The sequence below is a fragment of the Mycetohabitans endofungorum genome (assembly GCF_037477895.1).
Taxonomy (GTDB): domain Bacteria; phylum Pseudomonadota; class Gammaproteobacteria; order Burkholderiales; family Burkholderiaceae; genus Mycetohabitans.
Window position 1 is genome coordinate 1244985 of record NZ_CP132744.1, and the last position, 15692, is coordinate 1260676.

At 58.8% G+C, this 15692-nt stretch carries 1 protein-coding gene; it reads left to right on the forward strand.

Going from position 1 to position 15692, the window contains the following annotated elements; all coding sequences use genetic code 11:
- Nucleotides 1-14: 14 nt before the first annotated feature.
- Entirely contained in the window at nucleotides 15-15692 is a 15678-nt protein-coding gene (locus tag RA167_RS05425; protein ID WP_076786964.1) for an SDR family NAD(P)-dependent oxidoreductase, read from the forward strand.

Genomic DNA, 15692 nt, shown 5'->3' on the forward strand with positions numbered 1-15692 from the left:
CACAGGATTGAAGCATGCTAACAGACGTAAATCAGACTACAGCAACGCTAGCCGGTGAACTCGAAGCGCTGGCGTGCCGCCTACTGGCGACCCAGTTGCACAGGTTGGGGCTACATCGCAGCGAGGATTTGCAACGCCTTGCGCCGCGGCACGGTAACGCCACGCCAGATTACTTTGACCTCTGGCTAGCCGAAAGCCTAAAGTATGTGGCGGGTGTTGACGTCGGCGACCCTGACTCGTTATGGCAGCAATGGCACGAGCGGCTAGCGAATTGGCGTCAGGATAGTGACTTGGCAGCCAGGGCGCAGTTGCTTGACGCTTGTCTGAAGGATCTGCCATCTGTATTGACTGGTGAAAAGTCGGCGACTAGCGTCCTTTTTCCTGATGGCTCGATGGCGCTGGTGGAAGGGGTATACAAACACAACAGGATCTCCGATTACTTCAATCGAGTCCTGATCGAAGCGGCGTTAGCCTATATCGAAAGTCGTCCTAAAGATGCTGAGCCGTTGCGGATCCTCGAGATTGGTGCAGGCACCGGCGGTACCACGGCAGGGTTGCTGGCTGCGCTGGCGCCATGGCGGGCGCATATCGACGAATATTGCTATACCGATCTGTCCCATGCGTTCCTACAGCATGGTGCTCATGAGTTTGGCCGGGATAACCCGTTTTTACAGACCCGGCTGTTCGACGTCTCCCGTTCTTGCTTGGAGCAGGGGATCGCTACAGATCGTTATCATTTGGTGGTGGCGACCAATGTGCTGCATGCCACGCCGGAGATCCGCCAGACTTTGCGCAACGCCAAGGCTGCTTTGCGCAAAGGTGGATTGTTGTTGCTCAACGAAATTAGTGAAGCGTCGTTGTTTACCCACTTGAGCTTCGGCTTGCTAGAAGGTTGGTGGCTCTACCAGGATCGCGCATTGCGTATTCCTGGGTGTCCTGGATTGTCGCCGGCTGGCTGGCAGGCGGTGCTGGAGCAGGAGGGGCTTAGCCCGGTTTTGTTTCCCGCCAAACAGGCTCACGGCCTAGGCCAGCAAATTATCGTTGCCCAGAGTGACGGTATTGTGCGCCAACCTATCGCAAAGACGGCGCGACCGAGCGCGCGGCCGTCCATCGCCAGCCAGTGTGATGACGATTCCAACCCGGCGCAGGATCGCATCGCATCGGGTAGTTGGCGGCGGCGGGTGAGCGACTACCTTCGGGAGTTGGTGGCGTCAACGCTGAAGATTCCGGCAGACAAAATGAGTTTGTCTCGTCCGCTGGAGGACTACGGGCTAGACTCGATTCTGGTGGTTAGGTTAACCAATGCATTTAATGAGCAATTCGAAGCGATAGACAGTGCGTTGTTCTTTGAAATGCCGACCTTGGCGGCGCTGACTGAGTACTTTATTCAGCATCGAGAAGACGAGTTGAAAGCCTTGTTGGGGCAGTCCAGCGTTGAACCGAACAAGGGAGCCGCAGCCGTTGTACAGCTCGTGCCGCAGACCCATGCCCAGGCGGCGTTGGAGACCAATGGCACGCCAGAGAGTGATCACGCCCCGGCGACGGTCGAATTGGCCGCGCAGGACGGCAAAAACAAGATCGCTATTATCGGTCTCGATGGTCGTTATCCCGGCGCAGAGTCGATGACTGCATTTTGGCGTAACCTGGCCGGTGGCCATTGCGCGATCGACGAAATTCCGGCTGATCGTTGGGACTGGCGCCGTTATTTTGATCCGGAGAAGGGAAAGGCCGACCACATCTACACTCGCTGGGGTGGCTTCCTGAAGGGCATTGATCAGTTTGACTCGGCGTTTTTCCGAATCTCCCGCCGCGAAGCTGAGCGGATGGATCCGCAAGAGCGACTTTTCCTTGAAGTGGCCTACCACAGTATCGAAGACGCGGGCTACAACCCGGCAACGTTGTACCAACAGGGTGAGGTTGGGGTGTTTGTCGGGGTCATGAACGGCAGCTATAACCCGATGAGCAACTATTGGTCGATTGCCAATCGGGTGTCCTATCAACTGAATCTACAGGGACCGAGTTTTGTCGTCGATAGCGCCTGTTCGTCATCACTGACAGCGATTCATTTGGCGCTTGAAAGCCTGGCTAACGGCAGTTGTGAGATGGCGATTGCAGGCGGTGTCAACTTGATCGTCAATCCGCACCACTACATCAATCTGTGCGAGATGATGATGTTATCGCCAGGCGAACGATGCAGTGCCTTTGGCGGTGACGCCGACGGCTTCGTGGATAGTGAAGGGGTGGGCGCGGTGGTGCTCAAGCCGCTAGACAAGGCGATTGCCGATGGCGACCCGATCTACGGGGTGATTCGTGGCAGCGCAATTAACGCCGGTGGCAAGACCAATGGCTATACCGTGCCCAGCGCCGGCGCCCAACAGCGTGTATTAGAAAAAGCGCTGTCGCGCTCAGCAATCGACGCGAGCCGAATTAGTTATATCGAGGCCCATGGCACCGGCACCGCACTGGGCGATCCGATTGAGATCAGCGGCTTGAGTCGAGCTTTTGACAACCGCAACGGCGTGGCTAGTCAGGGGTGTGCCATTGGTTCAGTCAAGAGCAATATCGGCCATTGTGAAAGCGCAGCGGGTATCGCCGGATTAAGCAAGGTGCTGCTGCAATTCAAGCATCGCCAACTGGTGCCGTCGTTGCACGCCGAGCAGCTCAACCCCAAAATCCATTTTGAAGGTACGCCATTTCGCGTGCAGCGACAGTTGACGCCGTGGACAGCCAACGGTGACACGCGGATCGCGGCGATTTCCTCTTTTGGGGCTGGCGGTGCTAACGCGTCACTGATTGTCGAGGAATATAGTGGTGCGGTAGACCAACGACCCGCCGCAGCCGGCCCCTGGTTGATCCTGTTATCGGCTCGCGATCAACAGCGCCTAGCTGAGTCGGTGTCCCGATTACAGGCTTACCTTGACAGTGAAGACGGTCACCAGGTTCAGATAGCCGATCTGGCCTATACGCTACAAGTGGGGCGAGAAGCGATGAACGTGCGGCTAGCGCTCATCGTTGATGCCCTTCCAGATCTGCAACGCCGTCTGGGACGGTGGCTCACTGGCGAGCCTATCGACGATGTGTTCCACGGCCATGTCGATCTGTTTGACGAGGCGCTCGACGCGCAGTGGTCCGACGCTGAGTCGCAAAAGCAAATCGACCGTTGGTTGGAACAACGTGAGTTGGCCGAATTGGCGGCGTTGTGGGTGCGTGGCGGTGCAATCGACTGGAATCGGCTCTATGTTGATCGCGCTTGTCGGCCGCCGATGCGGGTGAACTTACCAGGTTATCCGTTCGCCAAAAACAGTTATTGGATGCCCGCTCTGGCGCACCCCGCCCCGTGTCACGGCGGGAGTGAGGTCCAGCGGGCAGATTCATTGCCGTTGCTCGATGGTGAAGTACTTGCCGACAGCGATTTATCCGATTGCTGTTATTTGCCGCGCTGGCAGCCGCAAGCGGCGGCCGAGCGGGCCACGTTGGCAGGTCCTGGGGCGATTGTGCTCGTGGCGGTGGAGCCACGCGGCGCGGCAACCGGGCTGCTGTTGGAGACACTGGTTGATCATTATCGCGATAGCCGCACGGTGGTGCAGATCGACTGCGGTACGGGAGCGACTGCCGAGTTAGCGGTGGGACGTTGGCGTTGTGGCTACGAGGATCCGCAAGGTTTTGCGCAGATCCTCGCGGCGGTCGGCAAGGTGGCGCAGATTATCGTGATCGGCGCACAAGCGAAGAGCGACGTCACGCCGCTGATGCTAGCCGACAGTGTGCAACACAACGAATTGCCACTGCTCAGCTTGTTTAAGGCATTGCAGCACCATATAGCCGCCGACGCGTGGGTAGATTGTTTCTTGTTGTCGCTGGACCGTTACGCTTTTGCCGGTGAGCAACGAGGGGGCAATCCGCTGGGGGCGGGCATGGCCGGATTGGGTTATGCGATGGCCCAGAGTGATCACCGGGTGCAACTTCGCAACCTGGATATTCGCTCTGTGGAACTAGACACGCGAGACAGTCGGCAGCGGTTGCTGGCGCAAATCTTGGCTGAACCCGCTTCAGAGCGGGGAGAACTGATCAAGCTCAGCCGAGGCGAGCGTTTTGTTCAACAGTTGACGCCATTGGCTCTGCCAGTGAGCGGTGACAGCCGATCAGCGCTAAAGCGTCAAGGAGTCTATGTCATCCTGGGCGGCAGCGGTGTCATCGGTCAGGTGGTGAGTCGCCAGCTGATCGAGCATTATCAGGCGCGCGTGGTCTGGCTGGGGCGCAAGGCCGCTGACAGCCGCGAGGTACAGCAAAGTGTGACGGCGGCCCCTTTCCATGGCCGGGTTGACTATATCCAGGCCGACGCGACGGATCTGTCGCAGTTGCAGCAGGCCGTGGCGCAGATCAAACAACGCTATGGGCGGATCAATGGCGCCGTGTTCTCCGGCATGGTCTTTGACTTTGAAAACAGCATCCAACAGACGTCGGAAGCGCAATTTAGGCAAATTCTCGAAATTAAGAGCCGCGGCAGCATCCATTTTTATCAGGCGTTTGCCGAGCAGCCACTCGATTTCCTCTGTTATTTCTCTTCCGGCCAGGGTTTTGCGTTCTCCGGTGCGGCTAAATTGTCAGCTTATGCGTGCGGCATCACTTTTGCCGATGCCTTTGCCGACGCGATTCGCCCAGCGGCGGCTTTCCCGGTCGGCGTGATCAACTGGGGGTTCTGGCGCGCGTCGCTGAAACCGCAGGCGATCAGCCAACACATGGATGCGCTTGGCGATGACGAAGGGTTTGCCTGCTTCAGCCGCTTTGTCGCTAACTTGGCCGGCGGCTCGCTGCCCCGGTTGTTGTGTATCAAGGCTTCGACGGCAGTGCGTCAGTTGATGGCTGTGCCGCAGGGGCGGCAGTACAAGCTGAACCCACTTGCCGTGCCAGCGAAACCCGCGCAGTGCGTCGAGCTGGAGCCCGCCGAGCTTGCCAGGCTGCAGCACATCTTTGATCCTCGGACGCTTGATCAGTCGATCGCTGTATTGCTGTTGATTCAATTGCAGACGCTCGGAATTTTCACCGCATCAGGCCAGCAAAGCGCTGAAGCGTGGCGACGGCAGGCAGGGATCAGCGACAGGTATCGTCGCTGGTGGCACGAATGCTTGGCGATCTTGGTAGAGCATGGCTATCTACAGCAGCAGGGCGAGACCTTCGGCCTGGCAGTACATATTGCCCAAGAGCGCCGCGCAGCGATCTGGGCGGCTTGGCGGGAGCAGCGTGATCGCTACCTGGAAGACCGTGATCGTCGCGCTCAGGTGGCTTTGATCGACGATTGCCTGCAACAGCTACCGCACATTCTGATTGGGCAGATTCAGCCCACGGATCTGCTATTCCCCGACGGTTCGATGGCCAAGGTCGAAGGAATCTACAAACAAAATACGCTGTCAGATTTTTTCAACGATCAACTAGCGGCGGCGGTGACCGATGATGTGCGCCGCCGGATCGAGGCGGATCCCCAGCGGCCGGTGCGTATCCTTGAAATCGGCGCTGGCACGGGGGGATCCACTGCAAAGCTGCTGCCCGCGCTGCAGCCGTTGGCTGGGCACATCGGTGAGTATTGCTATACCGATATTTCCCGCGCGTTCTTGCAGCATGGCGAGCGCTGTTTCGCGGCTGACCATCCTTACTTCACGACCCGAATTCTGGATATCAGCCAAGCTGTTGACGATAGCAACCCTGCCTCTGTCGGTTACGATATCGTCATTGCCACTAATGTGCTGCATGCGACAGCCAATATGCGCCGCACGCTAGCCCACGCCAAGGCGATGCTACGCGGTGGTGGTCTGCTGGCGTTAAACGAGCTGAACCGCAAAACCACAGCAGCGACTGTGACCTTCGGCCTTCTCGACGGCTGGTGGCTGTACGAAGATGAACCACTGCGGATCCCCGGCTCGCCGTTATTGGCCGATGACAGCTGGACTGAGCTGCTGTGCAGCGAGGGCTTCACGCAGGTCAGTCTGCGGATCAACCACGGGGTCACGCTAGGCCAACAAATCATCACCGCCCATAGTGACGGATTAGTCCTGCAAGACATTGGACAACCCGCCCCAGCCACGTCGGCGCGCCAACCGGAAAACAACGACTCCATGTTAAACGAGCACCATGCAAGCCAGGCCGGACAATGCGAAGATATAGCCGGTAAACTGCAGCAATTGATCATCGATGCTTTGGCCAATACGCTTAAGGCTGACGCACAGAGCATCGCGCTACGCACGCCGTTTTCCGACTATGGCGTGGATTCGATCCTTGGGGTGGGCTTTGTCAAGCATTTGAGTCATCAACTGGGAATCAAGCTCAATAGTGCGGTCTTGTTTGAACAGTCCACGGTGGCTAAGCTGCGGGACTATTTGTTAAACACGTATGGCGAGCCAATCAAACGGACGCTGGCTGAACCGATTGAGGCTCATTCTGCCGTGGCCGTAGCTAACGGCACCTCGAAGATACAGCCGCCGGCAGTCGCTGCCGCGGCAGCGACGATGAGCCCAGTCATGGCCGTTGCGCTAGGCGGCGCGGATCGGCCAACGACTATCGACGTAGCCCCGAGCGTCCATTCGTCGGCGAGCACGGCCGCTAGTGGACGGATTGCGGTGATCGGCATGTCCGGACAGTTTCCTGGCGCTGATCATGTCGATGAGCTGTGGGATAACTTGCTGGCCGGGCACAATAGCGTGCAAGAGCTGCCGGCGCATTATCTCGATCCCCGTGCCTACAGTGCCGATAAGCAGCCAGGCAAGAGTTACTGCAAATGGGCAGGGATACTGAAAAACCGTGACTGCTTCGATCCCCTGTTTTTCAACCTCACGCCTCACGAAGCGGAGTCGATGACGCCGCACCAGCGGTTGGTGATGCAGGAAAGCTGGAAGGCGCTCGAAGACGCGGGTTATAACCCGATGACGCTGGCGGGTCGTGCAATTAGCGTCTACGTTGGCGCGGAGCCTGGCGGTTACCACCACGACTCCTTTACCGGTGGCTCCGAGGCGATTGTGGCTTCCCGACTGTCTTATTTCCTCGACCTGAAAGGGCCGGCGATGGTCGTCAACACCGGTTGCTCTTCGTCTGCTGTGGCGATCCACCAGGCTTGCGAAAGCTTGCGTCACGCAGAAAGCAATATGGCGCTAGCCGGCGGGGTGTACGCGCTGCTGGATCAGCGGGGATTGATCAGCCTGTCGGCGATTGACATGCTCAGTCCCAGCGGCCAATGTCACGCATTTGACGCGGCAGCCGACGGCACGGTGATCTCCGAAGGTGTCGGCATGGTGGTGTTGAAAAGGCTGGAGGATGCTGAGGCCGACGGCGATCCCATCTATGGTGTCATTGAAGCGTCGGCGGTGAACCAGGACGGGGCCAGCAACGGCATTACCGCGCCAAACGGTGACGCCCAGGAGCAGTTGATCCGCGACACCTATCGTAAGTTCGCGATCGACCCATCGCAGATCAGCTATGTTGAGGCCCATGGCACCGGCACCCGACTCGGTGATCCGGTCGAAGCCAACGCATTGATTCGCGCGTTCCGTCAGTTCACCGCTGCCCAACAATATTGTGTGTTGGGCAGCGCCAAAGCTAACCTCGGCCACGCGGCCGCGGGTGCCGGGGTAATCGGCTTAATCAAGATTCTACTGTCGATGCGGCATCGCAAGCTGCCGGCGATGCCCGGCTTCGAACGGCTCAACCCGTTGATTGAACTGGAGGGCTCGCCGTTTTATATCAACCGCCAAGCGATCGACTGGCAGCCAATGGGCGGCGAACGGCTGCTGTCGGCGCTGAATGCTTTTGGCCATAGTGGCACCAACGCCCACCTGGTCATCGGTGACTACCCACCGAGGCAAGCCGTTGACCGGTGTCCGGCGCCACCGACAGTGAGCCGGATTTTTCCATTGTCAGCCAAAACTGCTGAAAGCTTGCAAGACAATGCCCGGGCGCTGGCGCGTTGGCTGGACAAAAGCGCATCGTCGCAGCAAGGGCTGTTGGTCAATATGGCCTTTACCTTACAGACTGCTAGAGAGCCTATGCGAGTGCGGGCGGCGGTGGTGGCCGACAATGTTCCGCAGCTGCAAGCCCAACTGGCACGGCTGGCCAACGGCGATTTGCCAGTAGCGTTGGCCGACGAAGCTGGGCAACTGGCCACCGAATGGGTCGGCGGAGCCGAGATCGACTGGGCAACGCGGTGGCCGGCCGGATCGGCAATGCGTCTGAACCTGCCGAGTTACCAGTTTGCTAAGGAGCGTTACTGGGTCGATCAAACTGCGCGGTCGGTCATCGCTGCGCAGAGCGTTATTGAAGCGCCGAATGCAATGAGTGAATCAATGGGTGAGGACCTGCCGCAGTCTGCTACGGGTTTGTTCGTTGCACGGCCTGTTTGGCAAGAGCCGGTCGGCGAAAACGTTGATGATGGGGCTGTCCAGGGCTTGCTGTTTTTGGTCGGGTTCAGCAGTGAACAGGTGGCGCAATGGCAATCCTTGTCTACCGCTGCAGCAAGTGCGCTCAGCTGTGAAGTCCTGGCTTCTACCAAGAGCACGCCGGCAGCGCGTTACCAGGAGCTGGCGATTGCACTGTTACTGCGTCTACAAAAGCTGAGTGGCCGGGTGCACATTGAACTGGCTATTGCCGAGCACGCGCCGGACAGTTTGCTTTACGCGGGCCTCGATGGCTTACTGAAAACGGCTTGCTTGGAACAGCCCACACTCAGCGCGCGTTGCCTGTTGGTCGAGGTTGAAGCGGACAAGCCATTGCCAGCATCACAGATCAGTGAGCTCACGGCGATGCTCTCTGAAACGCACCGTAGCGGCAGTTCGGTATTGCAACGAAGCAGTGCTGACGGTGGCCGTCTGGAGCTGCAATGGCAGGAGCTAGCTGATGATGTTGCGGCGGGCCAACCGATAAACAGGCATGGCGCGACGGCAGGCTGGAAAGATCGGGGCGTCTACCTGATTACCGGTGGCGCGGGGGGCCTGGGGCTGATCTTCGCTAACGCGATCGCTTCGCAGTGCCGCGAGACGACTTTGATCTTGATCGGCCGCTCGACTCTCGACCACCAGCAGCAGGCGCGTCTGCAGCAAGTGCGCGACGCCGGCGCCCAAGTCAGCTACTATCGGGTTGATCTGACCGATGCCGAAGCGCTTGAGCAGTTGATCAATGAAATCTGTGCCAAACATGGCGGCTTGAACGGCGTGCTGCATAGCGCAGGTGTCAATAGGGATCGGCTACTCGCACGCAAGTCTCCCCAGGACATTGCCGAGGTGTTTGCCGCCAAGGTCATCGGCACCGAACTGCTGGATCGAGCTTGCCGTCGGCTTTACCTGGACTTTTTTGTCTTGTTTTCTTCGTGCTCGGCTGTGCTGGGCAGTGTGGGGCAGGCTGACTATGCCGCGGCCAATGCGTTCATGGACCACTTTGCCAGCTTGCGCAACAGGTGGGTGGAGCAGGGTCAGCGATTTGGCCATACGATGTCAATCAATTACCCGCTGTGGCGGGACGGTGGCATGCAGATCAGCGCGGCCGATCGGGCAGACATTCGCCGCAAGACCGGGATGGCACCGATGCAGTCTGTCCATGGCGTCAACGCACTACAGCTGGGACTCAATGCCGCACTGGAACGGCTATTAATCATCGAAGGCGATCTGTCGCAGATCCGCGGTCATTTCACCGCTGCGTCAGGCGCTGAAGAGTTGGCCGCGGTGCTGGCTGCGGCTGGCAGCGGCGCGCAAGACTCGGTGACATTGGCCGATGCTACTGTGGATCGTGAGCGGCTGGCCGCCGCTACGCTTGAGCGACTTAAGGCCGTGTTTTGTGAGGTCACCAAGCTGCCGCCCGCGCGTGTCGAGTCTGATGCGCCGCTGGAACAGTACGGTATCGACTCGATTATGATCACCCGGCTCAACAAGGCGCTGGAAGATGCGTTCTCCCGGATGACGTCGCTGCAGCCGGCGGAACGTCAACTGTCGAAAACGCTGTTTTTTGAATACCACAGTCTGGACAAGTTGACCGGCTACCTGGTGGAGCGGCATCATCGCGCTTGCCTGTTGTGGAGCGGCTTGGTCGAAGAGCAAAGCGGCGGGCAAGTTCAGCGTCAAGCTTCGAGCCCATGCGAGCCAGCGACCGCCAAGCCGGAAACAACGGTGGCGGAACGGAGGGTAACGGCTGCGGAGCTGCGGGTGGCTGCTGCGGTTGAGCCCATCGCGGTGATCGGTATGAGTGGTCGCTATCCGCAAGCCGCTGACCTCGACGAGTATTGGCGCAACCTCAAGGAGGGACGCGACTGCATCAGCGAAATTCCAGCCAATCGTTGGTCGCTGCAGGATTTTTATGTTGACTCAGTGCAGCAAGCGCTGAAGCAAGGCCGTAGTTACAGTAAGTGGGGCGGCTTTGTTGAGGGCTTTGCCGATTTTGATCCGCTGTTTTTCAATATCTCGCCTCGTGAGGCGGTCAACATGGACCCGCAAGAACGGTTGTTCTTGCAATCCTGCTGGCATGCGTTAGAAGACGCTGGCATCACCAAGGCGGATCTGGTCGAACATTACCAAGGCAATGTCGGTGTCTTCGCTGGGATCACCAAAACTGGATACGGCCTCTATGGGCCGGCGTTGCGCGAACAAGGTCATCTGATATTCCCGCGCACCTCGTTTAGCTCGACGGCCAATCGGGTTTCCTATGTCCTGGGCTTAAACGGGCCGAGCGAACCGGTGGATACCATGTGTTCATCGTCTTTGACTGCGCTGCACCGGGCCTGCGAAAGCCTGCGTCGCGGTGAGTGTCGAATGGCGTTCGTCGGCGGCGTCAACCTTTATTTGCACCCGTCCAACTATGTCGAGTTATGTGCCGGCCAAATGCTGTCGAAAGACGGTCGCTGTCGCAGCTTTGGAGCAGACGGTAACGGTTTCGTACCCGGCGAGGGTGTCGGCGCTCTGTTGTTGAAGCCCCTGTCGCAGGCGTTAGCGGATAGAGACAACATCCATGCTGTCATCCGTGCCACGGCGGTCAACCATGGTGGTAAGACCAACGGTTACACCGTGCCCAATCCCCAAGCGCAAGCCAAAGTGATTCGCCTGGCGATCGAGCAAGCTGGGCTGCACGCAAGCCAGATTAGCTATATCGAGGCCCATGGCACTGGCACGGAGCTAGGCGACCCGATCGAGGTGAGCGGGCTGAGCCAAGCTTTTGCGATGGACGGCGTCGATCTGGGCCGTTGCGCGCTGGGCTCGGTGAAATCGAATATTGGTCATTTAGAAGGCGCGGCTGGCATCGCCGGCGTCAGCAAGGTGATTCTTCAGCTCAAGCACAAGCAGATTGCGCCGAGCCTGCATGCCGCCAAACTGAATCCCAACTTGACATTGGACGCCACGCCGTTTTATTTGCAACAGGCGTTGGGCGACTGGCAGCCCGCAGCGGAAGGACCGCGCATCGCCGGCGTCTCGTCCTTTGGCGCTGGCGGCGCGAATGCGCATGTGTTGCTGCAGGAGCACAACGAATACCGTGAGCTGCCAAACCATCGTGGCGCTGAGGTGATTCTATTGTCGGCCCGGGACAGCGAGCGTCTGCGCGACTATGCCAAGGCGCTGCTGGCTTATGTTGAAGCCCGGCCGTCTATGTCGGGTGCTGACTTGACCAACTTGGCTTATACGCTGCAAACCGGCCGGGAGAAGATGGCGACGCGGCTTGGCCTGGTGGCTGAGACGCCCGTCGCGCTAGCGATGAAGCTGCGGCAGTTTATCGACAGCGGCGGCCAGGCGGGTGACGGCATCTATGTGGGCGACGTCAAGCGCGAACGGATGGTTACTCAAGCCGATGAGGATTGGGCACCGGTTATCCGTCACTGGGCGGCTAACGGTAAGTTCGATAAACTGCTGCAATTATGGGTGGACGGCGAGGCGATCGACTGGTCGCTGCTGCATGCTGAACGCCCGGGCCCGCGGCCATACCGGATTAGCTTGCCGGTCTACCCGTTTGCTCGTGAGACCTTCTGGTTGCCCAATAGTGAGCCTCCTGCCCGTGCGCGTCTCGCCAGTGACGAGCGCGAAGTGGCCGAGATAACCCAAGTCCCGGCCCAGACCGCAAACACGATGGAGACGGCGGCTGCGTCGGCGGCGTCAACCGTCTGTGATCGACTGAGCTATGTATCGCGCTGGCAGGCCGATGGGCGACACGATCAGCCACTGATCAGCGAGCACCGTTGCGTCTTGATTGTTGCCTGTGCGTCGGCCGCGGTCGCTGCCGAAGCGATCGCGAGCCAGTACCTTGCCAACGCGGATTTCGTTGACGGCGGCGGCAGGGTCATCCGAGTGGAGCCGGGACAGCTCAACCGTTTGGTGGCCACTGATCACTGGTTGTTGGATGTGGCGGATCCGCAAGCACTGGATTGTTGTCTCGGCGGCTATCCAGCGATCGATTGTTTTTATTTTATCGGTGGCTCAGGCGAGCCAACCGATTGGCAAACGCTGCTCGACAGCCCGCGCTATAACGAGGTCTTGTTGCTCCGGTTGATCAAGTGGCTTAAGCAGCATGGCGGTCGCCAAGCGATTGACAGCTATATCATTAGCCAGAATAACTTTGACGTTGCCGGTGAGCCCGTCAACGCCTTTGGCGGCGGTCTGACTGGCATGGCTTATGCCATTGCTCAGGGCGAGCATCGATTCCGGGTGCGTCATATCGATGTTGACCATCGTGAGCTGGCCGATAGCCGGTGTCTGTCGCAATGGGTGCGTCAGTTGCAAAGTGAGCGCGGGCTGGCGCGTGGTGACGCGTTGTGCCTGCGCGCAGGCCAGCGCTATCGCCGCCGCATCTTCAGCTTGGCCTGGCAGGCCCAGCAGCCAATGCGAGCCAACACAGAGTTTGTCACCCCGGCGCTCAAGCGCGGTGGCGTTTACGTGATCCTCGGCGGTAGCGGTACAGTGGGCGGGATCATCAGTCGCTACCTGCTTGCCGACTACCAAGCCAATGTCATTTGGCTGGGGCGCAGTGGGGCGGATGATCCCAAAGTGCGACGGCGACTGGATCGCTGCTTGAGCCGTGTCGGTCGTGCGGTCGATCCAGCGCAGTTGGCGTACCTCCAGGCTGACGCCAACGATCTGGCATCGTTGCAGCGCGCTGTAGCGCAGATCAAGCAGCGCCACAGCGTAATCAACGGAGCCATTTTCTCTGGTGTGGTCTTCAATCATGAAGATGCCCTTACCCGGATGCCAGAGGCGCAGTTCCACGAGATCTTGGACGTGAAAAGCCGTGGTGGCATTGAGTTCTATCGGGCGTTTGCCAATGAGCCATTAGATTTCATGTGCTACTTTTCGTCGGGGCAGAGCTTTGCCTTCTCCGGTGCAGCTAAATTGGGCGCTTATGCTGCCGGGATCACGTTCTGCGACAGCCTGGTACGCAGCCTGCGGCACCATGCTGCTTTTCCGGTAGGGGCAATCAACTGGGGATTTTGGCTTTCGTCGCTCACGGAGCAACAGGCGGTTGACCCGTCGGCGCAACCGATGAGCCGCCATGCCGGTGCATTGGAGGATCGCGACGGCTTTGAATGTTTCGCCCGCTTTGTTCAGGCACTGAGTCGGGGCCAGCTCGATCACGTTATCTGCATGGCGGCTTCCGCACCTGTGCAGCAATTAATGCAGTTGCAACCGGAGCCCATCGTGCTCGCAGACGGCGGTGATCACGGGCCGCTTGATGGCTTTGAGCGCTACCGCGTTGCCGCCGCACCGTTGCTAGCTGCCCATGACCCCATGCCTTTCGACGAGGCGATGGCCGGCATGACGTTCGTTCAGCTGTGCCGTATGGGACTGTTTGGACAGCCGGGATGCTTCGAAGATAGTGAAGTGATGCGCCGTCAGGCTGGCATTGGCGACAACTATAGTCGCTGGTGGTCAACCTGTATCGATCTGCTGCAACAGCATGGTCTGGTGTTGCGCCGTGGCGCGCAGATTTGCGCCAATGACAGCGCGTTTTCTCAGCAACAACAACTGGCTGAACGCTGGCGTCAACTCAGCGGCGAGTTGAGGGCTTCTGCTCAGCGCAAGGCGCAGGTTGAGCTGGTTGACGCTTGCTTGCAACAGCTTCCGGCGATACTCAGTGGCCGGGTCCAGGCAACCGATGTCATTTTCCCCAAGTCATCGATGGAGAAGGTCGAAGGGGTCTATCGCAACAATGCGTTGTCTGACTACTTCAATCAGGTGGTGGCTGGCGTGGTTCAACAGCACATCGAAGCGCTACTGGCCAAGGATCCCCAATGCCGAATTCGCATCCTTGAGATTGGCGCTGGCACCGGGGGCACCACGTCAATCGTGTTACCGGCGCTACAGCCCTGGCGTGAGCATATCGCCGAATACTGCTACACCGATATGTCCAAGGCATTTTTGATGTATGCCAAAAAAACGTATGGTCCGGCCCATCCTTTCCTCACTTACCAACTGTGGAATGTCGAGCAGTCGCCGGAAGGTCAGGGACTGACGCCAGGTCACTACGATATTGTGATCGCGGCCAACGTGTTGCATGCCACTGGCAGAATTCGCCGTACCCTAAGTCACGCCAACGCGGTATTGCGCCGCGGCGGGATCCTAGTGATGAACGAGATCAGCGACATATCGCTGTTCTCCCATCTCACTTTTGGTTTGCTCAAGGGCTGGTGGCTGTACGAAGACCCTGAGTTGAGAATTCCTGGCACGCCGGCGCTTTATCCAAAAAGCTGGGCCAGCGTGCTGGGCGAAACCGGGTTCTGCGACGTTGCTTTTCCGGCGCAGTGCGCCCATTGCCTCGGCCAGCAAATTATCGTCGCTCAAAGCGATGGTCACGCGTGTGCGGCCTCAGCGAATCGCCCAGCGCAGGAGCACAGCAGTCCTGAACTTCAGACTCGCTCCGGTCAGCAGCGCAGCGTCGGCGGGGCCGGAAACGGCAACAGCCGTGAGGCACTGACCGTAGTGGCGCTTAATGGCTTGGCCAAGACGCTGCAGCTAGAGCCAGAGCGGATCATGGCCGATCAACCGTTTGCCGATTATGGCATCGACTCCATTCTTGGCGTCAGCTTTGTCGGCGATTTAGGTGAAGCGCTAGGGATAGAGCTCAATACCGCATTGCTCTTCGATTACCCGACGCTGGACACTCTGGTTGACTACCTGCTTGGCCAATACCCAGCGGAAAGCGCCCGGCTGGCCGGCGGGCAGCGTGGCGATGTTGAGTCTGCGAATGGCCTGGGGTCAGCGCACACGCTTGATCCGGTGGTGACTACTCAGGTAAATGGTGCCTCCCAAGAAGCCGTCGCCGCGCTGGTGGCGCAAGGGCTGGCTAGCGCGTTGCAACTCGACGCGGCGCAGATCGATAGCGAGCAGCCGTTTTCTGATTACGGCCTTGACTCAATTCTCGGCGCGAGCTTGGTTGACCAGCTGAATGAAGCCCTTGGCGTCGAGCTGAGCGCGGCGATACTGTTCGACTATCCCACTGTGGCGACGTTATCCACGTACCTTGTTGAAAATCATCGCGCAGAGGTGGTTACTTGGCTAAACGGCATCAATCGAGCCGGCTCGGCAGCGAATGGTGCTCCCCAGCACCGTCAGTTTGAGCCACCGCATCCGTTCCCCAGTGAACTCGAAGAGCAATTTCTATCCGGTGAATTATCCATCGATTCTTTGCTTAGTTTAGTAAGTATTGGTACCGTAGAACGTGACGCTGTTGCAAACCGTTGTACAGCGTAG

Bases quoted from the DNA above. Each gene is read 5' to 3' on its own strand.
- RA167_RS05425 (WP_076786964.1), top strand. From the start codon at position 15: ATGCTAACAGACGTAAATCAGACTACAGCAACGCTAGCCGGTGAACTC.